Annotated in this window: 16 protein-coding genes; 11 read left to right on the plus strand and 5 right to left on the minus strand. The window is 42.2% G+C overall.

Features of this window, described 5'->3' with window-relative positions:
• Positions 1-125: 125 nt before the first annotated feature.
• Positions 126-1817 (minus strand): hypothetical protein, encoded by a 1692-nt coding sequence (locus ACFEL9_RS19670; protein WP_385893813.1) that lies wholly within the window; start codon positions 1815-1817, stop codon positions 126-128.
• Between the two features lie 32 nt (positions 1818-1849).
• Here ACFEL9_RS19670 and ACFEL9_RS19675 point away from each other — a divergent pair, with 32 nt between their 5' ends.
• The 7 genes from ACFEL9_RS19675 (at position 1850) to ACFEL9_RS19705 (ending at position 11057) form a co-directional block, all read left to right on the plus strand.
• A complete protein-coding gene (locus ACFEL9_RS19675; protein WP_385893815.1) occupies positions 1850-3229 on the plus strand; it encodes a dihydroorotase in 1380 nt (459 codons plus the stop codon).
• Between the two features lie 102 nt (positions 3230-3331).
• Positions 3332-4648 (plus strand): MutS-related protein, encoded by a 1317-nt coding sequence (locus ACFEL9_RS19680; protein ID WP_385893817.1) that lies wholly within the window; start codon positions 3332-3334, stop codon positions 4646-4648.
• 85 nt (positions 4649-4733) lie between these two features.
• Entirely contained in the window at positions 4734-6332 is a 1599-nt protein-coding gene (locus ACFEL9_RS19685; protein ID WP_385893819.1) for a M1 family metallopeptidase, read from the plus strand.
• 119 nt (positions 6333-6451) lie between these two features.
• A complete protein-coding gene (locus tag ACFEL9_RS19690; RefSeq protein ID WP_385893821.1) occupies positions 6452-8002 on the plus strand; it encodes a YifB family Mg chelatase-like AAA ATPase in 1551 nt (516 codons plus the stop codon).
• 84 nt (positions 8003-8086) lie between these two features.
• Positions 8087-8818, plus strand: coding sequence for a GNAT family N-acetyltransferase (locus ACFEL9_RS19695; RefSeq protein ID WP_385893823.1), 732 nt, complete (start codon positions 8087-8089; stop codon positions 8816-8818).
• A gap of 88 nt (positions 8819-8906) precedes the next feature.
• Positions 8907-10733 carry an ABC transporter ATP-binding protein gene (locus ACFEL9_RS19700; protein WP_385893825.1) on the plus strand — a complete coding sequence of 609 codons (1827 nt, stop codon included), beginning with the start codon at positions 8907-8909 and terminating at the stop codon, positions 10731-10733.
• Positions 10734-10742: 9 nt separating this feature from the next.
• Complete coding sequence (locus ACFEL9_RS19705; protein WP_385893827.1) at positions 10743-11057, plus strand: rhodanese-like domain-containing protein; 315 nt, start codon at positions 10743-10745, stop codon at positions 11055-11057.
• 219 nt (positions 11058-11276) lie between these two features.
• Here the strand turns inward: ACFEL9_RS19705 and ACFEL9_RS19710 are convergent, their stop codons facing one another.
• Entirely contained in the window at positions 11277-11744 is a 468-nt protein-coding gene (locus ACFEL9_RS19710; RefSeq protein ID WP_385893829.1) for a DUF2721 domain-containing protein, read from the minus strand.
• A gap of 254 nt (positions 11745-11998) precedes the next feature.
• Between ACFEL9_RS19710 and ACFEL9_RS19715 the strand changes: the two genes are divergently transcribed.
• Positions 11999-12844 (plus strand): alpha/beta fold hydrolase, encoded by an 846-nt coding sequence (locus ACFEL9_RS19715; RefSeq protein ID WP_385893831.1) that lies wholly within the window; start codon positions 11999-12001, stop codon positions 12842-12844.
• A gap of 44 nt (positions 12845-12888) precedes the next feature.
• Here ACFEL9_RS19715 and ACFEL9_RS19720 read toward each other — a convergent pair whose 3' ends face one another.
• Positions 12889-14064, minus strand: a complete 1176-nt coding sequence (locus ACFEL9_RS19720) for an acetyl-CoA C-acyltransferase (RefSeq protein ID WP_385893832.1) — start codon at positions 14062-14064, stop codon at positions 12889-12891.
• Between the two features lie 208 nt (positions 14065-14272).
• On the opposite strand from ACFEL9_RS19720, the gene ACFEL9_RS19725 reads away from it, so the two are divergent.
• Positions 14273-15337 carry a quinone-dependent dihydroorotate dehydrogenase gene (locus ACFEL9_RS19725; RefSeq protein ID WP_385893834.1) on the plus strand — a complete coding sequence of 355 codons (1065 nt, stop codon included), beginning with the start codon at positions 14273-14275 and terminating at the stop codon, positions 15335-15337.
• 58 nt (positions 15338-15395) lie between these two features.
• Entirely contained in the window at positions 15396-16199 is an 804-nt protein-coding gene (locus tag ACFEL9_RS19730) for a TerC family protein (RefSeq protein WP_385893836.1), read from the plus strand.
• 86 nt (positions 16200-16285) lie between these two features.
• On the opposite strand, the gene ACFEL9_RS19735 is transcribed toward ACFEL9_RS19730, so the two are convergent.
• Both ACFEL9_RS19735 and dnaB read right to left on the minus strand, forming a co-directional pair.
• A complete protein-coding gene (locus ACFEL9_RS19735) occupies positions 16286-17002 on the minus strand; it encodes an RsmE family RNA methyltransferase (protein ID WP_385893838.1) in 717 nt (238 codons plus the stop codon).
• A gap of 61 nt (positions 17003-17063) precedes the next feature.
• Positions 17064-18620, minus strand: a complete 1557-nt coding sequence (gene dnaB / locus ACFEL9_RS19740) for a replicative DNA helicase (RefSeq protein ID WP_385893840.1) — start codon at positions 18618-18620, stop codon at positions 17064-17066.
• Positions 18621-19003: 383 nt separating this feature from the next.
• On the opposite strand from dnaB, the gene ACFEL9_RS19745 reads away from it, so the two are divergent.
• Positions 19004-20503 (plus strand): patatin-like phospholipase family protein, encoded by a 1500-nt coding sequence (locus ACFEL9_RS19745; protein ID WP_385893841.1) that lies wholly within the window; start codon positions 19004-19006, stop codon positions 20501-20503.
• The last annotated feature ends 41 nt before the right edge of the window (positions 20504-20544 follow it).

Raw genomic sequence — 20544 nt, forward strand, 5'->3', positions numbered from 1 at the left:
TAATTTGATCTTCGAAAATGCTAGCTAGAGATATAAAGTTGATGTGGCAGTTATAAAGTTGATTAAACATATACAGCACCTCTCCCTCTCTTTGGGAGAGGGAGAAGGAGGGCGAGGCCGGGCCGCTAAAAATCGAATTCCCTCCTGTGCATATTCCATCTTACCCCAAACGATACAGTAGTACTATTGTCTGAAGTAACCGGAGCCGTTTTTGTTTCCTGTTTGCGATAAGCTCCAAATAATTCGAGGAAAAGATTTTGTTTCCATTCGTAGGATAGCAGCAGCGAACCATACATCACGTTTGTTTTCCATCCTGAGCCAATATTGTACCCGTAATCGCCGGTTCGATAAGGTGGCGTATTAGGTAAGAATATATTGCTTCCATAACTGGCGGCACTGGAGTCTCTTCCCTGTTGATAAATGATGCCTTTCACCTGTACCATCCATTTTGGTGCAGGTTGATAACGGGCAATACCAATCAGCTCCTTGAAATTAGCCATCAGGGGATGCGCTAATGGTTGATTATAGTGCGTATAATTGGCGACAGAATCCCTGTGAGCATACGTGAATGGCCGAACCCTGTTGTGCTCTATTTGCAGATCAAGATTCTTTATGTTGAAGGCATCAATAAGTTTGGCACCCATTTGAATGCCAAACTTATTGGCCCACCAGCCCCTGTTAGCCCTAACCTCAGAAAGTTTAAACTCGTCCAGTAATAATTGTCCATAAACCTGGAAACGTTTAGCCAGGTTAGCTTTCAAATCGAGACCCACTACTGCATTGTCCTGGCTTCCATTCTGCTGTTCTATCGACCGGTAAAAAATGATGGGATTCAGATAAGAAAAGTCGAACTTATTGGTACGACCAAAAACGACGCCTTCAAATAAACCAACATTTAGCCATTTCAAAATATTGATATCAAGATGATGCATTACAGCATACTTCTTACCCAGCAACTTGTCGCCACCCCGCTGGTAAGCATTGTGCAACTCCATGAACAAGTTTTGATAATTGAACTTCCAGATCCTTGTATTTAACTTCAGGAAGAGGTTGTTACTACCAAAATCACTCAGGAATAAACTGCGATACCCGTTTCCAATAAAGTTTTTATCGTAGCCAAATGCTACATCAATGTATTTGGCGACATTGAAAGTAAAATATCCTCTCGCATCAAAATAGTCGAGGCCGCCCACTGCTTTAAAACTTTTATAATAACCATTGCCCGGTACGGCTTGCCGGTCGCTTACCCATTGCTGTACATAGGCAGGATCCCTTTCCTGGTTATCGGTGAGATAGGCTGCAAACCCGATCTTATTGGCAATTTTTCCTCTCACGGTTAGTCCCCGTGTATTTAAAAACAACGATTGATCATTGTCGCTTTCTTTCGAAATCACATATTGAACAACCGGATTGATTATGAGATCAAAATCCTTTACATGCACTTCATAAAGGTTGGCGGGAGTCGTATAAAAATTTTTTAAAATAGGTTTCTTGCTTTGGTAAAATTCAAGCTCTTCAGGTGTAAGCCATTCCGTGTTGTTCATATAAAGGCTACGCAAATTATAAGCGTCCGCTTTTGACAAAGCGGATGAATCCACTTTTTGCAAATAGCTTCTCACGCCATTTATCACATATTTGTTACGGTTAAAATACCTGGTTTTGGAAAAATTAAGCACCGAATCCGTACCTGCTTTTATCTCCATTCTTTCGAGTAAGATATTTTGCTTATCACCCTGGGACAGGTTAGTAGATTGAGACCAACCAGCAACCGGTAAAAGAAATACAAATAGTCTTACAAGGGTTTTTTTAAATTGCATTCAAACAAGTTTAGGATAACAGTTAACAAATTATGCAAATATATCTGATTAAAAATATTCATGTCGTCAACGAAGGATCGATTTCAACGAATGATGTATTGATAAAAAATGGCCGTATCGAAAAAATCGGGCCACGAATTAACGTGGCAGATTTAAAAGCGATCGAGATAAACGGCGAAGGCAAATATCTTTTACCGGGTGCTATCGATGACCAGGTTCACTTCAGAGAACCAGGGTTAACGCATAAGGCGTCGATCTATACAGAAGCAAAAGCAGCCGTAGCAGGCGGTGTTACCAGTTTTATGGAAATGCCCAATACCCTGCCGCCAACCTTTACCCAGCAGCTATTGGAAGACAAATATTCCATCGCTTCCCAAACATCATTAGCCAATTATTCTTTCTACATCGGGACGTCCAATGAAAATGCATCAGAAGCTTTAAAGGCAAATGAAAAAAAGAATGATATCTGCGGTATAAAGATATTTATGGGCTCATCCACCGGCAATCTTTTGGTGGATAATCCGCTTACCCTCGAAAAAGTCTTTAGTGAAAGTGAGCTGCTGATCGCTACGCATTGCGAAGACGAAAAGATCATTAAAGAAAACCTGGAGAAACTAAAAGCAGAAAACAGGGAGTTGACGGCCAAAGATCACCCGGTGATCAGGAGTGAAGAAGCCTGTTTTGAATCTTCGTTCTATGCTATTCAAATGGCCAAAAAATACAATACCCGTTTGCACATACTGCACATCAGCACGGAAAAAGAGTTGCAACTTTTCAGCAATATGCTGCCATTAAAAGAAAAAAGGATAACGGCCGAAGTTTGTGTGCACCATTTGCATTTTACCAGTGATGATTATGAAAGACTGGGCAATAAAATAAAATGCAACCCCGCTATCAAAGCTCCGAAAAATAAAGAAGCCCTATGGAAAGCGTTACTGGATGACCGTTTGGATGTAATAGCGACCGATCACGCACCGCATACGATCGAAGAAAAAAATGAACCCTACCTGAAAGCTCACGCCGGGCTACCATTGGTACAGCATTCCGTACTGATGATGTTACATTATCACAAGCTGGGAAGAATATCGCTGGAAAAAATTGTACAGAAAATGAGCCATGCCGTAGCGGATTGTTTTCAAATAAAGGAAAGAGGCTATATCAAAGAAGGTTATCATGCCGACCTGGTAATCGTTGACCTGAACAATAAAACAAAAGTGTCGAAAGAAAACATTTTGTACAAATGTGGCTGGAGCCCTCTAGAAGGCGTTGAATTTCCGGCGGCCATCACCCATAGTTTTGTGAATGGACATTTGGTATATGCCTGCCCCGATCCCGTCGTCGGGGGAAATGGCGTATGGAATACAGTATGGGATGAATCTAAGAAGGGCGAAAGATTAAAATTTGAACGCTAGGCAGGAACGCAGATAATCATGATAGTTATGATGAATGGTAGTCTGTAACCTACAGCGATAGCCTGGCAAATCTTAATAATCATAACAATCAGCGTTCGGACCATGCAAATAGATCATATTTCGTTTAATGACATTTCTATCTTTCACCCGGAAGAGGAATTTTCGATTTTTCACAAACTGAATTTCACCCGCACCAGCGGAGGTAAGGAGTGGCTGCGTAAATTTTTTACAGAACCGCATAGCGATTTAAAACGAATTATCGGCACCCAGAAGATCATCCGAACACTAATGGAACATGTGGATGACTGGCCTGAAGATATTACCAATGGCACCTTGCTGGTAATGGACAAATTCATGGACTACTCTCTCGATCCCATCAGTGAGCGAAGCAATACGTTTAACAGCGTTTTATACAAGTGGCTGCACAGCGAAGACTATTCGATGGTGAAATATTCCATTCCGCATTTTGCTGATTTCTTCAGGGGGATCAAACAAATTGTAGCATTACTGGATGGTCTTGACCTCCCAACCAATATAAGTATTTATATAGAACGCATCCGGCTTATCATTCAACATGAACCGTTGCAACTTTTGTCGAAAACAGAAAGAGGGCAGCGATTCTCCATTCGGGAAAATCTTTATTTCGGCTTTTATCTCCGCACCAGGTATAAAAATAATACGCTGGAACTGATCGATATTTTCAGCCGGCTCGATGCCTGGTACTCGATGGCGGTTGCTGTAAAAACCTATCAACTTTCGTTTCCCGAATTTATAGACCAGGAAGCTCCCCTGGTCGAAGCGAAGGGGCTTTACCATATTTTGATTCCAAAGCCTGTCGCCTACGATTTGCAGATGAGCCCCGAACATAATTTTCTTTTTTTGACGGGAGCCAATATGGCCGGCAAAAGCACCCTGATCAAATCGGTAGGATCAGCTGTTTTCCTCGCCCACATGGGAATGGGAGTGCCAGCCACCAGTATGAAACTCACCCTATTTGATGGTTTGCTCAGTAATATTAATGTAGTCGACAATATTGCAAAAGGTGAAAGCTTTTTCTTCAACGAAGTCCAGCGTATAAAGAATACCATCGACAAAATAAATAATGGTAAAAAATGGCTGGTACTGATCGATGAGTTATTCAAAGGCACCAACGTGCAGGATGCGATGAAATGTTCGCTAACGGTGATTAAAGGGCTGATAAAGATGAAAAATTCGCTCTTTATTCTATCTACTCACCTGTATGAAATCGGTGAAGAGTTAAAAGTTTTTCCCAATATCTCTTTCCGCTATTTTGAAACGACAGTAGAAAACGACCAATTGCAGTTTAGTTACCAGCTAAAAGAAGGTATCAGTAATGACCGGATTGGATATGTGATTCTCAAACGTGAAAAGGTAGTGGAAATGCTGGAGAAACTGTAGCCTGAACCGGGACCTGCCTGTCGGCAGGCAAGTTTATGTGATTAATGGGATTCGCAGAAAAAATATCTTCCTTATTTTGTGCCTTATGCTAAAAATGCTTTTTTCTTCAGGTTTGATATTGTTGTTTTTTGCCATCAAGGCGCAGAACAATATTGACGTACTTCATTACAAATATGAAATCGAATTGAATGATGCCAATGACAGCATTTCAGGAAAAGCTACGATTCTTTTTACAGTAAAATCAAATATTAACTCCGCCGTGTTTGATCTTAAAAACATCACCGGAGGGAAGAAAGGCATGGAGTTTATCATGGCGCAAGTCATAAGAAGCACGACACCGATGTCGTCATTTAACCACTCAAACGATAAATTAACTTTAACCTTCCAAAGGCCACTCCCTGTGGATGATTCGGTTAAAATTAGCATCAGCTACAGAGGCATCCCTTCCGACGGCCTCATCATTTCTAAAAATAAATACGGCCACCGCAGCTTCTTTGCCGATAACTGGCCCAACCGTGGACATAACTGGATACCCTGCGTAGATGATCCTGCTGATAAAGCCTCTGTGGAATTTATTGTAACAGCACCCCAGCATTACCAGGTCGTTGCCAACGGTATTCAAATCGAAGAAACCAATTTGACGGATGGAAAAAAAAGAACCCATTGGAAAGAAGATGTACCGATTGCTACCAAAGTAATGGTGATAGGTGCTGCAGACTTTGCAGTCAACCTTTCCGGCGTTGTCGATAATTGTATTCCTGTCTACAGTTGGGTTTACCCCGAAGACAGGGATAAAGGTTTCTATGATTATGCACAAGCCAATGAAATACTTCCTTTCTTTATAAAAAATGTTGGCCCCTACGGCTATAAAAAATTGGCCAATGTCCAGTCCAAAACAACCTTTGGCGGATTGGAAAATGCAAATACCATTTTTTACTACGAAAACTCCATCACCGGCACCAGGAAGTCAGAAGCGTTATTAACACACGAAATTGCACACCAGTGGTTCGGCAATATGGCCACTGAAAAAAGCTTTGCGCATCTCTGGCTCAGTGAAGGTTTTGCATCCTATATGACAATTCTCTACCTGCAAAGCAAGTATGGCGCAGATACGGCCACAAAAATGTTGCTGGAAGACAGGTTGCAGATCATTGATTTTGCTAAAAAGAATACGGCACCGGTTATAAACGAAACCAAAAACTATATGGAATTGCTCAATGTCAATAGCTACCAAAAAGGCAGTTGGGTATTGCATATGTTGCACCGGCAATTGGGAGATTCGGTTTTTTGGAAAAGCATTCGCAGGTATTATGCAGAATATGCCGGCAAAAATGCTGACACCAAAGACCTGCAACAGGTGTTTGAAAAAGTATCGGGTAAAAATTTAGAAACTTTTTTTTACCAGTGGCTATACACTCCCGGCATTCCAAAGCTTGACATCCAGTGGAACTATCTTGCAAAAGAGAAAAAAGTCAGTGTCACAATAAAGCAACAACAAAAAGTTCCTTTTGTATTTCCGTTGGACTTGCAGCTAAAAACAACAACAGGGGTTTCTTTAGTAAAATCAATTCAGGTATCAAAACAAGAGGAAACTTTTTTTATCCCGGCTAAAGAACAAATTATTTCCGTTAAGATTGATCCCGGGACCGCTCTCCTTTTTGAAGGAAATATCACAAGAAAATAGCTGTTCGCCCTCTCGTTGGGACAACTCATACCGATTTCTTTTATCGACGACAAAAACAAATTATCTTGGGTTATCATTTCCGGATAATCTAAAAAATCCTGTAAATCCCGGTTCAGACAATGCTTGTAAAAACTTTTGGCAGTGCTGTATATGGTGTGGAAGCGACATCCATTACTATTGAAGTGAACTGGCTATCATCACAGGGTAAGGACCCTATGATCGTTGGCTTGCCCGACAATGCGGTAAAGGAAAGCCTGCAAAGAATTGAAAGCACCTTTAAAACAAATGGCTACCAGTTTCCAAGAACAAAAGTAGTAGTGAATCTCGCCCCGGCTGACATTAAAAAAAGCGGAACTGCTTTTGATCTGCCTATTGCATTGGGTATACTTGGCGCATCTGAACAATTGGAAAATAAGGAAGCCCTGGCCAACTATGTCATCATGGGTGAGCTTAGCCTCGACGGAGAAGTAAGAGCCATCAAAGGAGCATTACCCATTTCCATACAGGCAAGAAAAGAAGGATTTAAAGGTTTGATCGTTCCGAAAATGAATGCAAGAGAAGCCGGCATGGTTAACAATCTGCATGTGTACGGCGTGTCGCATATAAAAGAAGTGATCGATTTTTTTGAAAATGAGGAAAAAGGATTAGAACCGGTTGTCATCAATACAAGAGAAGAGTTTTTTCACTCCCAATCTGATTTTGAAATTGACTTTACCGATGTAAAAGGTCAGGAGAATATTAAACGGGCATTGGAAATAGCAGCGGCAGGCGGGCATAATGCAATCTTGATCGGGCCACCCGGGGCAGGAAAAACGATGCTGGCTAAACGCCTGCCAACCATTCTTCCTCCACTCACCTTACAGGAAGCACTCGAAACAACAAAAATTCATTCTGTGGCAGGTAAGCTGCCCGAAAATTCAACACTGGTTTCCAAACGACCTTTCCGGTCGCCGCATCATACCATTTCAGACGTGGCTTTAGTCGGTGGTGGAGGTATTCCGCAACCAGGTGAAATTTCTTTGGCGCATAACGGCGTTCTATTTTTAGATGAGTTACCGGAGTTTAAAAGAACAGTATTAGAAGTAATGCGGCAACCAATGGAAGAAAGAAGGGTAACTATTTCAAGAGCAAAAGTAGCCATTGATTTTCCTGCGTCCTTTATGTTAATCGCTTCAATGAACCCTTGTCCCTGTGGTTTTTATAATCATCCCGACAGAGAATGCACTTGTCCGCCGGGAGCCGTACAAAAATATCTGAACAAGATATCGGGGCCATTGCTTGATCGTATTGACTTACACGTCGAAGTAACACCTGTTGCTTTCAGCGAACTATCAGCTATCAAACCACAGGAAAATTCTTCGTCCATACGTGACCGTGTTATCAAGGCAAGAGAACGACAAGCCGAACGATATAAAGACAGCCCGGGTATTTATTGTAATGCACAAATCAGCAGTAAAATGCTCCGTGAAATCTGTGTGATCGACCAGGTAGGTTCTAATTTACTAAAACTGGCTATGCAAAAATTAAATCTCTCAGCAAGAGCTTATGACAGGATATTAAAAGTAGCAAGAACTATTGCCGATCTTTCATCCAGCGAAAACATAAAACCAGAGCATCTTGCCGAAGCCATACAATATCGTAGTCTTGACAGGGAGGGATGGGCTGGTTGATGCCAGAGTGAAAAGACAAAAGTGAAAAGTAAAAATTCCAGATCGCTGACGTAACTGTAAAGATTTTCTAAAACGCCTGCATTTATGGAGATAGGAGTTGTCAAAACAGGTTTGGAAGAAATCAAATCTTTCCGCCTGATGTTCCTCCAGGAAAACAATTTCCAGTTTATACACGACAAATGCCATTATTATGGATGGGCTGACACATACCTGTTTTTATGTGATGATATAAAGATCGGGTATGGCTCCATATGGGGTAAAGATAACCGGGAAGACAGAGATACAATATTTGAATTTTATACTATCAAACCATACAGGAAACTATCCGCTGATATTTTTAAACGACTTCATGCGGTATCTTCGGCTACCTATATGGAATGTCAGACCAATGATCTGCTACAGGCCGGCTTGTTATACGAGCATGCAAAAGATATAACTGCAGAAGCCATTCTTTTTAAGGACCATTTTGAAACCAATCTTCAAATGCCGGGTTTGATTTTTCAAAAAAATATTCCCGCTTCTTCGAACCCCAACGATATTCAATATGTTTTAAAACAGCAGGATGAAGTGGTAGCCACCGGCGGACTGATGTTAAATTATAATTTTCCTTACGCCGATATTTACTATGAAGTAAAAGAAGGGCACCGCCGCAAAGGATATGGCAGCTTTATCGTGCAGGAATTAAAAAAAGCTGCTTATGAAATGGGCAGAGTCCCCGCCGCCCGCTGCAATATAAAAAACCAGGTCTCCAAAGCCGCCCTGCTCAAAGGAGGTTTGACCGCTTGCGGCTATCTATTGACCGGCAAAATAAGCTAAGAACCGACCTGCTGCTAAGTTGTCATTTTTTACGAACTTGTACGCTATTTGATTGTTATTACTCTTTTGCTCATATAGTTTCCCTTTTATGAAGATATTATTTCGCTATCTCAAACCTTATAAATGGTTGGTAATATTAACCCTTGTGTTGGCTGGTATCAACATCGGCTTTTCACTGTTTGACCCGATCATTTTTGGAAAACTCGTTGACCTGGCAGCGTATCACCAAACAACTGAGAACTTTTCCTGGCACGATTTCCTTTATACTAAACAAACAGTCTCCGTAAATAAGGCATCAGGGGAACCTGTAAAGCAAGCTTTATATGGCGTAGTTTGGCTGCTACTGGCTTCGATTTCGGTAGCAATGATCAGCCGTATCGCCAAAGCTTTCCAGGATTATTTTTTAAATCTTGTTACGCAAAAATTTGGCGCCACTGTATTTACGGATGGATTGCAACACGCCATGAAGCTTCCTTACCATGATTTTGAAGACCAGCGAAGTGGTGAAACATTGGGCATCCTGCAAAAAGTAAGAACGGATACGGAAAAATTTATTTCCACTTTTATTAATGTATTATTTCCGGTATTTGTGGGAATCGCTTTTGTAGCGTTTTATTCTTTTACAAAAGACTGGCGATTGCCCATCATTTATTTCGGTGGCATCTTTTTGCTCACTTACATTTCGAACCTGTTAAGTAAAAAGGTAAAGATCATCCAAAAGAAAATCGTTTCACAAACAACCTCTTTGGCAGGTGCAACTACCGAATCACTCCGTAATATCGAACTGGTAAAAAGTCTGGGCCTTACCCAACAGGAAGTTGGTCGCCTGAATAAAAACACCTTCAAAATTCTCGGGCTTGAGCTGACCAAGGTAAAACGTATCCGCAGTATTAGTTTTGTCCAGGGCACATTTGTCAATACACTTCGACAGGTAATTTTATTTATGCTGATGTGGCTGGTATTCCGCGGTGAATTGCAACCCGGCGAAATTGTAACCATGCAGATCTTTTCCTTTTTTGTTTTTGGCCCATTGCAGGAAATTGGTAATATCATTCTCTCCTATCGTGAAGCACAGGCATCACTGGAAAACTTTGAGAGCCTGATGCAAAAGAAACCGGAGCCGCAGGCAGCCAATCCTATGCACCTTGGTGACATTCGTAAACTGCAATTTGAACATGTTGGCTTCAAGCATCAAACAGCGCAACAAAGCGCTATCAACGATATTAGCTTTGAAGTATCCACCGGCGAAACAATCGCCTTTGTAGGCCCATCAGGCTCGGGCAAAACGACGTTGATGAAGTTACTGGTGGGACTTTATCGCCCGCAAAAAGGAAAGATTCTTTACAACTCGCTGGATGAAACAAAGATCAACTTCGAAGACCTTCGCCGGCAAATTGGCTTTGTTACACAGGACACACAGCTGTTTTCTGGTACCATCCGGGAAAACCTGATGTTTGTAAATCCTGCTGCGACTGAAGATGATTTATTCGATGCATTAAATAAAGCCGCCTGTCAAAATTTATTGGCAAGAGCTGAAAAAGGATTGGACACTACCATCGGTGAAGGCGGCCTGAAGTTATCCGGAGGAGAAAAGCAAAGATTGTCTATCGCCAGGGCATTGATCCGCAAACCAAAATTATTATTGTTTGACGAGGCGACGTCCGCACTGGATTCACTTACTGAAGAAGAAATAACAGACACCATCCGTGATATTTCCCGGGAAGGCAACCAGGTTACTATCCTGATTGCTCACCGTCTCTCCACCATCATGCATGCCGACAGAATTTTTGTATTGGAAAAAGGCGATGTAGTAGAAACAGGTTCACATGAAAGCCTGCTGGAAGAAAAAGGTTTGTACTACGCCATGTGGCGCCAGCAGATCGGCGAAAGAAAAACAAAAGTTTTAACGGCTTAAGAAACTTCGATGTCGATCCTTTCCTTTTTTGGCCTTGGCAATAGTAAAATAAAAGATGCATTATTTAGGGGTGCATTGATAATCGATGTACGGTCTGCTGCAGAATACGACCAGGGCAAGATTCCCGACTCAATCAATATACCAGTAGACCGCATTCCCATCAATGCAAAAAGAATCCTGGCGATGAATAAACCTATCGTTTTTTGTTGCACGTCGGGTCATCGGAGCAACCAGGCGATTCAATACCTGAAACAAATGGGATTGACAGAGTATTACAATGGCGGCAACTGGCATAGGATGCTAAGAATAGTGAACAGGCTGTGAGACCTCACCCTCCTTCTCCCTCTCCCAAAGAGAGGGAGCGGCGCTTCATCTCTTTTATGATCTTCAGAACTACCACATCAACTTTGATATCTCTCACCAGCATTTTCGAAGACTCAAACTTGTGGTGACATTTCTGAAAAGCAAGGGCTGCGCTCTGGATGGCCTCCCCTAACGGGGAGGTCGGGAGGGGGCCGCGAGGCGGTGTGTTGGTGGTCCCGACTATTCGTCGGGATCGGGTGGGGTTTTCCTTTCCTCCCTCCCCTTCCACAAATCCGTAAAGAAGTTTGACTTTTCTAAATCTTCCATATCACTCAATTCCAGTTCCAGCGCATGAGTACTTTTTGATATTTCAATCAATGAAATGATCAAAGAAGCCAACAGGCTGATCAGGCTTAACGCAAATACATATTTGATCAGCACATTCCATTGCTGGTACACACCGTACATGGTAATTACACAGCATAAAAAACTAAACACACCTGCTCCCTGCATATATCGCACCAGGTTGATGCGCTGACGAAGGATCCGAATCTGTTTTAAAAGGAGATGATTTTTCTCACCCCTGGTATACTCATCATGCAGTTTGCGGATAAGATTGGCCAGAGCAAGGTAACGGTTGGTATATGCCAGCAATAACAAACTGATGGCAGGGAATAATAAAGCCGGCGTATTAAAAGTGATTTCCATGATTAAAATTATTAAAGTTAGGGCAACGGAACTTCTGCTAAAACGATACTGAAATAAAATTGTAGCTTAAATACCCGTTGGGGATAATAAGTCCGGGTTGACATTATTTTATGAAGATAAAATATCATTTCCCTGGTAAAACAAATGACATTGGAGACAAAATAAGCTAGCGAAAATTTGGTTGACTCTGCAATAATGCAAACCGATGCAACCTGGCTTACGACTACTTCGCATCTAAATTGATTACTATTTAAATGAGAAAGATTTTGCTTTATACCCTTTTAATTTTATGCTTATGGATCGTTTTAGCGCAATGCGTGGTATTTAAGTTTCGATGGAGTGATTCCAAAGCTCACAAGCTTTTTGCAGCCCGGCAGGTACCATTGGATATTCATGATACCATTATTGATAAAAGGCATCTACATTATGCGATAAGCGGGTCCGATAGTTTGCCTGCGCTTATTTTTTTACATGGCAGCCCGGGCAGCTCAATGAACTATGCAGAATATATGTGGGATACTGACTTACAAAAAAAGTTTAGACTGGTAAGCATTGACAGGCCCGGATTCGGTTTTAGTGATTTTGGCCAGCCACTACATCTGCAGGACCAGTGTAAACTGATTTTACCCCTGCTACAATCGTTAAAAACAAAGCAACCCATGTATGTCTGCGGACATAGTTTGGGAGCTCCAATTGCTATACAGTTAGCAGCGAGCGATCCAAATCTTTTTGAAACAATCATTATTGCATCAGGTTCTATCGACGTTAAGCAGGAAAAAAAAGAAACCTGGCGAAAAATCATGAATGTAAAACCACTCTACTGGCTTTTTCCCGGTGCATTGGGTCCCAGTAATACCGAACTAATCTATTTGAAAACTGATCTTTTGCCTCTACAGCAAGAGTTTAAAAAAGTAACCTGTAAGGTTCATTTTATACACGGCGACAAAGACAAATGGGTACCGATTCAAAACATTGCATACGGTGTAGCTATGCTGACAAACGCTGAAAAAATTACGATTGATACGATAGCCGGGGCGCACCACCTGATTCCCTGGAAAAATAAAAAAGAATTCAGGGATATGCTTTTGAACCTATATTAAACTACGTTCATGAATGATTTCACGTATTGCTACCCAAATAGTGTTTATAAATTCTCAATCACTCCCGCAATACCCTGCCCGCCGCCAACGCAGGCTGTCACCATTCCATATTTTTTATTCAACCGCTTCATGTCATTCAACACCTGGATAGTGAGTTTGGCACCAGTACAACCTAATGGGTGTCCCAACGCAATGGCGCCACCATTAATGTTAACCCTGGCAGGATCCAATCCCACTTCACGAATAACGGCTAATGCCTGCGAAGCAAAGGCCTCGTTTAGTTCAACAAGATCAATATCGCCCAAATTCATCCCTGTCTGTTTTAAAGCTTTTGGAATGGCGGCAACCGGTCCAATACCCATCACTCTTGGTGGCACCCCGGCTGAGGCACAAGCCACCAGGCGACCAATCGGTTTCAGCCCCAACTCGTTCATCATCTTTTCGCCCATCACGATCACAAATGCAGCACCGTCTGAAGTTTGAGATGAATTGCCTGCGGTTACTACACCATTGGCTGCAAACACCGGTTTTAGTTTTGCTAACGCTTCCCTCGATGTATCCGCTCTTGGGCCTTCGTCGGTATCAACAGTGTAGTTTCTTTTTTGCTTTTTACCCTTTGCATCCAGGTAGATCTCTTCGACGTTAATCGGCAGAATTCCACTTTTGAAGTAACCATTTTGTATCGCCGCTATCGCTTTTTGGTGAGAGTTATAGGAAAACTCATCCTGGTCTTCGCGGCTTACATGGTATTCCTTCGCCACCGCTTCGGCTGTCAATCCCATGCTCAGGTAATAATCGGGATCATCCTTGGCAATAGAATAAGCGGGCACAGTTTTCCATCCCGCCGTAGGTACCAGGCTCATACTCTCAGTTCCACCTGCAATGATGCAATCCGCCATGCCAGTACGAATTTTAGCAGTTGCCATCGCTATTGTTTCAAGACCTGAAGCACAATAACGGTTGACCGTCACACCAGGTACATCAAACCCCAAAGCACGGGCAGAAATAATCCGGCCAAACTGCAGTCCCTGCTCAGCCTCCGGAACAGCATTACCCACAATGACGTCATCAACCCGTTTGGCATCCAACTGAGGCACTGATGCCATTACCCCCCTGATCACTTCCACCGCCAGATCATCGGGACGATAAAAACGAAAACCACCACGTTTGGCTTTACCAACAGCTGTTCTGTAGCCAGCTACTATATAAGCTTCCTGCATAGCGAAAAGTTTAAAAGTTTAAGACGCTTAAAAAGTTTAAAGTTTTTGGTTTGTAGTTTGTAGTGCTTTACCGAGTTTATTCAACCATAAACTCAAAACTATAAACCATAAACAATTTGGTTGTTTATGCAACTTTCAATATCAAATTTAATCAGACTTGGCCTATCCACCAAGCCATCTTTAAAGTTCATTTATCTTCGCCGCCATTATGTATAACACACTGCGACGCATACTCTTTTTCTTCGATCCGGAATGGGTTCATTACTTCTCTATGAATACGCTTAAACTCCTTTGCAGCGTAGGTTTTATCCGGAAATCGGTCGAACTACTTTTTTCTCCAAAAAATAAAAGCTTACAAAGCGATCATTTGGGATTAACATTTAAAAATCCGGTAGGCCTGGGTGCCGGTTTTGACAAAAATGCCCGGTACCTGCGTGAGTTAGAAGCTCTTGGTTTTGGTTTTGTTGAGATAGGCACGGTGACACCACTTGCGCAGGCCGGCAACGAAAAACCAAGATTGTTTCGGCTCCCCGCAGATAAGGCGCTGATCAACCGCATGGGCTTTAACAATGATGGGGTTAAAGCAGTAACTGAACGATTGAAAAAATGGAGAGAGAAACAGTTAGCAGTTGATAGTCGGCAGTCGGCAATCGGCAACAAACTGATAATTGGCGGAAACATCGGTAAAAACAAGATCACTCCTAATGAAGACGCCTGGAAAGATTATGAGATTTGTTTTAAAGAGCTGCATCATTATGTTGACTATTTCGTAGTCAATGTCAGCAGCCCCAACACCCCCGGCTTGCGGGAACTACAAGAAAAGGAATCGCTGCGAAAAATTTTAAGACACCTGCAGATGATCAATAATGGCAAAGCGATTTCAAAACCCATACTGTTGAAGATTGCACCGGATCTTACGCCCGAACAGGTGGATGACGTAGTGGATCTGGCCATGGAAATACAACTGGATGGCCTGGTGTGCAGCAACACTACCATCAGCCGGGTTGGGCTTGAAACCTCAGCAGAAGAAATTGAGAAAATCGGGCCCGGGGGGCTTAGCGGCCAGCCGGTCAAAGCAAGATCAACGGCATTAGTAAACTATATTCACCAGCGAACAGGCGGATCCGTGCCGGTAATCGCATCCGGTGGAATTTTTACAGGAACAGATGCCAAAGAAAAATTAAATGCAGGAGCTTCATTGCTGCAGGTGTGGACGGGTTTTATTTACGAAGGTCCATCCATCGTAAAAAATATTTGCAAAGAGTTAATCTAAATTCATCCACAACTATTTTATCAGCACATTTGCACAATAGCCAATCAGCATATTAACTATGGAACATTTATTTACCAGTGAAAGTATTATCAGTTTTTTCATTCTTGTTATTCTTGAAGTCGTACTAGGCATCGACAATGTCATTTTCGTCAGCATCATCATGAACCGCCTGCCAACGGTAAAAACCCAAAAAACAGCAAGGCGCATCTGGATGATCACCGGTATTATTTCACGCAGTTTGTTACTGTTGGCGCTTGGCTGGCTGCTCTCACAAAAAGGCAAAGCGGTATTCAGTATTGCAGGCAAAGGCTTTGACCTCGCCAGCCTGGTAATGTTAGCCGGAGGTATTTTCCTGATCTATAAATCCGTGATGGAAATACATCATAAACTGGAAGGAGAAGATCCGAATGTAGTCGCCGCTAATATTAAACCGTTATCGCTTGGAAAAGCGATTGCACAGATCATGGTGATCGACGCGGTGTTTTCATTTGACAGCATCATTACAGCCGGCGGTACGGCCAAATACGTTGAGATCATGATTGCAGCCGTAGTAATCGCCATGTTTATCATGTTTACTTTTAGTCCTAAGATCTCTGCATTTATACATAAGCACCCTACGTTAAAAATGCTGGCCCTTTCGTTTCTTGTCATGATCGGGTTAAGCCTGGTAATAGAAGGATGGGATGCCGAATCAGCAGAACAATTGCACCTGAAAAATTACATTTACTTCGGCATGGCCTTCTCCTTTGTGGTAGAACTATTGAATATGGTGATGCGCAAGCGTATGGCCGGTAAACGTGTGGTAGAATTGAATGAGCCGCAATTGAGAGATGATATAAACTACTCCGACCAGGCAAAGTAGTGTTGCTGTTAATCTGTTTATTAATTTATTGGTTAAATCATTTAATTGTTGATACTGATAAACCAATTAACTGATTAACATTAATCTCAGCGCATTCTTAAAATTGTAGCAGCAACAACACCGGCTGTTTCGGCCCTGAGTCTTGTTTCTCCCAATGCCACTGCATCAAAATGATGGGCAATAGCCATGTCTATTTCCTGTTCAGTAAAATCCCCCTCGGGGCCTATTAGTATGATTTGCGAAGGAAGCGTCTCATTAACCAAATCGACCAGGTTTCTCTTCTCATTTTCTATGCAATGCGCAATAAATTTTTGCGAAGCCTTTGCCACTTCTTCCTGGCGAAATAATAATTCATAGGCAATCGGTTCATGCAGCACAGGCAGCCAGCATTGTTGTGACTGTAACATGGCACTGACTAAAATACTTTTCAACCGATCGTGACGAAATTTTTCCTTTTCTGTCCGATGGCAGATAAGAGGGATGATCTCATTGACGCCAATCTCCGTTGCTTTTTCCAAAAACCACTCAAAGCGGTTGGCATTCTTTAAAAGGGAAATAGCAATCGAAATTTTTCTCTGCGCTTGTTCTCTATAACTTTTTTCCTGGATATTAACGACGCAATGTTTTTTATGATCATCGGCAATGGATGTAGTGAACAGGTTTCCATTTCCATCTGTCAGGCTTAGAAGCTCCCCCCGTTTCATCCGTAACACTTGTATTATATGGCGGGAAGTGTCTTCATCTAAAATGATTTCAGTTTTAGAAGAATCATACTGGTCAATATAAAAAAACGGTAAAGCCATATGTAAAAATAAAAAATGTCCGGCCCCAATGGGCCGGACATTTTCAATTTATTTGACCCGATTAAAACGGATCTTCATCATCCGGTATATCATTCATCTTACTACCGGCTTGAATATATAATTTTTCTCCTCCGCCTCCATCTTGTACGGGTCTCCAGCCGCCTGATGGCAGGCCGACACCACTGTATGGATCTTCGTCCCAGTTGGTAAATTTTTGAATATGCAGCAGTGCTTTCAATTTTACTGTTTCGAGAGAACCGTTTCTATGCTTGGCAATTTTTACTTCCGTGAGGCCCTTAATATTTTCTCCATCGGCACTTTGCGTCAGGTCATAATATTCAGGCCGGTAAAGGAACATAACCATATCCGCATCTTGTTCGATAGCACCCGATTCACGAAGATCACTCAACTGCGGCACCCGGCTGCCTTCCTTAGAACCACGCTGTTCAACCGCACGGCTTAGCTGTGACAAAGCTATGATGGGAACATTCAGCTCTTTTGCAAGGCCCTTCAGGTTCCGGGAAATATTACTGATCTCCTGCTCACGGTTGGAGTTTCTGCCATCACCTGTTCCACTCATCAGCTGCAGGTAGTCGATAATGATCATGCCGATTTTATGCTGATTCTTTAAACGGCGGCACTTAGCCCGCAATTCAAAAATATTCAGCGCCGGTGTATCATCTATAAACAGGGGAGCTTGCGACAAACGTTGAATACCCCGTGCATACAACTGTTTCATCTCATGCTCTTCCATTTTACCACGTGCAATTTTTTCCAGCCATATTTCACTTTCCGCAGAAAGAATACGTTGCACCAACTGGCCCGCACTCATCTCCAGCGAAAACAAAGCAACCGGTGTAGGTTTGGTTGGATGCATGGCAGCGTTACGGGCAAGGTTTAAGGCAAACGCGGTTTTACCCACAGCGGGCCTGGCAGCAAGTATGATAAGGTCCGTATTTTGCCAACCATAGGTAACCCTGTCCAACCCGGTAAAACCACTGGGTACACCCGTTACATCTTCGTTGCGTTGACGCAGGTCTTCGATACGTTTGATTGTATTCACCAAAACCGTATCAATGGAGTTATAGTCTTTGCGCAGGTGATTATTGGTGATCTGGAAAAGTTTATTTTCCGCATCATCCAGCAGGTCGAATACATCGGTTGAATCTTCATAAGCATCGCCGATGATCTCACCACTGATCCGGATCAATTCACGTTGAATAAATTTTTGCAGGATAATGCGGGCATGGGCGTCAATATTGGCTGACGATACCACCGCATTAGTAAGTTTGGTAACATAATAAGGCCCGCCTACCATCTCCAACTCTTCACGGCTGCGCAGCTCTTCGGCTACTGTTAATATGTCAATCGGCTGGCTTTTATTGGCCAGGCCCTGCATGGCATTAAATATCCGCTGATGTGCATCAACATAAAAACATTCAGGTTTCAGAATTTCTATTACCGCATCAAAAGCATTTTTCTCGAGCATAATGGCACCCAACACGGCCTCTTCCAGGTCTTTTGCCTGCGGCGGCACCTTGCCATATACCATTGTTCCCAGGTCTATCGAAGATCTCCTTTTCTGTTTCCTGTCTTTATTAAGGTTCGTCAGGTCCATCGTTCAGTTATAGCGATAAAAAATTAAACCATCAGTGTTTTTTTCACTAATGACTTTAGGGCTAGTATTCCAGTCTTGCTTTAAGAAAATGTTACCTCTTTGTTATCGGAATGTTTTCCCGCAGTCAGACGGCGAAAATAAAGTTCTAATCCCATTCAAAAGCCCTTTTAAAAAACTTTTTCTTTCTTCACTAGTTTTTCACCTGGCTGCTGGCGGTTATCCACAAAACAATTTTCAAGCAATCCCAAAAGCCAACCATCAAATTAGCCAAAAATATCGGGCGGTTCTGTTAAAAGATAAGCACACCGGTGCATAAAAAAAAGTAAGCAACGAACAGGCATTAGTAAATCTCCTATATTGTAACTTAACACAAACTTTATTCAATGCCTTTTCAAAAACAGTCAATCACTATTGAAGATTTTTTACAACAATCAGGAGCCAACCAAGTCATAGAAGAATTAAAAACTTATTTCAAGGATAAGCCACTGACGATATCAGATGTAACGGATAAAGTGGGACATCAATATGTCGACCTTGTACAGGAAGGCGGTGGAGTACTGGGAGTAGCATTGGTTGGCTATATTTATGTTTTGGAAAAAATGGGGGTCAGATTTTTTAGCCTGGCTGGAACCAGCGCCGGTTCTATTAACGCCATGTTGATGGCTTGTACCGGCAACAAAGAAGACGAAAAAGTAGAGAAAATCATAAAGGACATTCTGAGTCTTGATTTCTTCTCCTTAGTCGATGGAAAAGAATCCAACTGGAAATTCACGAAGCGGGTGAAATCACTGGTACAAAAACTTTTGGTAAAAAAGAATTTCTTTAGACGAATTGCCCGAATCATCAAATGGTTTGTCATCATACTTCTCGTCTTAACATTTGGTTGTTTTATCCTGAATTTTTTTGTGCCGGGTATTGCCAAATGGCTCGGGCTCGGAGCAGGAGCTTTCTTACTCTTATCAATTCTGGGGTTGTATTCATTGCAAAAAAAGTTCAAACACTTTAGCCAAAATGGCTATGGTTTAAATGAAGGTAAAGTATTTCATCGCTGGATCAAGCAGGTGATCGATTCCAATTATGTGGTAGCTGACGCTTCAAAAGGAAGTATTGATAACCTCGCCAAATTCAATCAGCATTTTATGCGGGTGCCACCTGGCCTTTCAGTGAAGCCCGACTCCCGGCGTACCAACAACAATCCACCTGATATGCCCATGCTGACTATTATCACTTGCGATATTGTTTGCGAACGAAAAATTGAGTTTCCCAATATGTGGGATCTCTATTGGACTAAACAGGAAGATGTACACCCGGGTGATTTTGTCAGAGCCAGCATGTCGATCCCGGCTTTTTTTGAAACTTATTGCCAGGATAATATCCGAACCAAAAGCTCATTTACTATTTGGGATAAACACTTGAACTGGCAAAATGAAAAAAAGAATATTCCGGATAAAGCCCAGTTTATCGACGGCGGTACTCTTTCCAATTTCCCGATCAATGTTTTTTACAATCCTAATTATCCCGTACCCCGCATGCCCACATTGGGTATCCGCCTGCAAGATGGAATAGTCGATGCAGTGAATCGCAGCAACAATACTTTTTTAAAATATGTGCAATCACTTTTCTCAACGCTACGCTTCAACTTCGACCGGGATTTTATCACCAAAAACAGGGCTTATAATTTTGGCGTCAGGCAAATCGATGTGCAGGATCACAGCTGGCTCAACTTCTTTATGGAAGACAGAGAAAAAATTGAATTGTTTCGCAAAGGCGCTTTGGCGGCAGCTGAGTTTTTAAAGAGCTTTGACTGGGAAAATTATAAGGCGGAACGATTGAGGAATTTTCAAATAGGATTAGAGAGATTTGGGAATCCGAATAATGTGTAAAGGCTAACGGAAACGATTTATATATGCTTTTAGCCTTTCCT

The sequence above is a fragment of the Terrimonas alba genome, from assembly GCF_042434975.1.
Classification (GTDB): Bacteria; Bacteroidota; Bacteroidia; order Chitinophagales; family Chitinophagaceae; genus Terrimonas_B; species Terrimonas_B alba.

What these genes read in the sequence shown, in the direction of transcription:
- ACFEL9_RS19685 (WP_385893819.1), top strand. Translation starts at nt 4,734, where the DNA reads ATGCTAAAAATGCTTTTTTCTTCAGGTTTGATATTGTTGTTTTTTGCC.
- ACFEL9_RS19690 (WP_385893821.1), top strand. Translation starts at nt 6,452, where the DNA reads ATGCTTGTAAAAACTTTTGGCAGTGCTGTATATGGTGTGGAAGCGACA.
- dnaB (WP_385893840.1), bottom strand. Translation starts at nt 18,620, where the DNA reads ATGGACCTGACGAACCTTAATAAAGACAGGAAACAGAAAAGGAGATCT.
- ACFEL9_RS19745 (WP_385893841.1), top strand. Translation starts at nt 19,004, where the DNA reads ATGCCTTTTCAAAAACAGTCAATCACTATTGAAGATTTTTTACAACAA.
- ACFEL9_RS19725 (WP_385893834.1), top strand. Translation starts at nt 14,273, where the DNA reads ATGTATAACACACTGCGACGCATACTCTTTTTCTTCGATCCGGAATGG.
- ACFEL9_RS19705 (WP_385893827.1), top strand. Translation starts at nt 10,743, where the DNA reads ATGTCGATCCTTTCCTTTTTTGGCCTTGGCAATAGTAAAATAAAAGAT.
- ACFEL9_RS19675 (WP_385893815.1), top strand. Translation starts at nt 1,850, where the DNA reads ATGCAAATATATCTGATTAAAAATATTCATGTCGTCAACGAAGGATCG.
- ACFEL9_RS19730 (WP_385893836.1), top strand. Translation starts at nt 15,396, where the DNA reads ATGGAACATTTATTTACCAGTGAAAGTATTATCAGTTTTTTCATTCTT.
- ACFEL9_RS19695 (WP_385893823.1), top strand. Translation starts at nt 8,087, where the DNA reads ATGGAGATAGGAGTTGTCAAAACAGGTTTGGAAGAAATCAAATCTTTC.
- ACFEL9_RS19680 (WP_385893817.1), top strand. Translation starts at nt 3,332, where the DNA reads ATGCAAATAGATCATATTTCGTTTAATGACATTTCTATCTTTCACCCG.
- ACFEL9_RS19670 (WP_385893813.1), bottom strand. Translation starts at nt 1,817, where the DNA reads ATGCAATTTAAAAAAACCCTTGTAAGACTATTTGTATTTCTTTTACCG.
- ACFEL9_RS19700 (WP_385893825.1), top strand. Translation starts at nt 8,907, where the DNA reads ATGAAGATATTATTTCGCTATCTCAAACCTTATAAATGGTTGGTAATA.
- ACFEL9_RS19710 (WP_385893829.1), bottom strand. Translation starts at nt 11,744, where the DNA reads ATGGAAATCACTTTTAATACGCCGGCTTTATTATTCCCTGCCATCAGT.
- ACFEL9_RS19715 (WP_385893831.1), top strand. Translation starts at nt 11,999, where the DNA reads ATGAGAAAGATTTTGCTTTATACCCTTTTAATTTTATGCTTATGGATC.
- ACFEL9_RS19720 (WP_385893832.1), bottom strand. Translation starts at nt 14,064, where the DNA reads ATGCAGGAAGCTTATATAGTAGCTGGCTACAGAACAGCTGTTGGTAAA.
- ACFEL9_RS19735 (WP_385893838.1), bottom strand. Translation starts at nt 17,002, where the DNA reads ATGGCTTTACCGTTTTTTTATATTGACCAGTATGATTCTTCTAAAACT.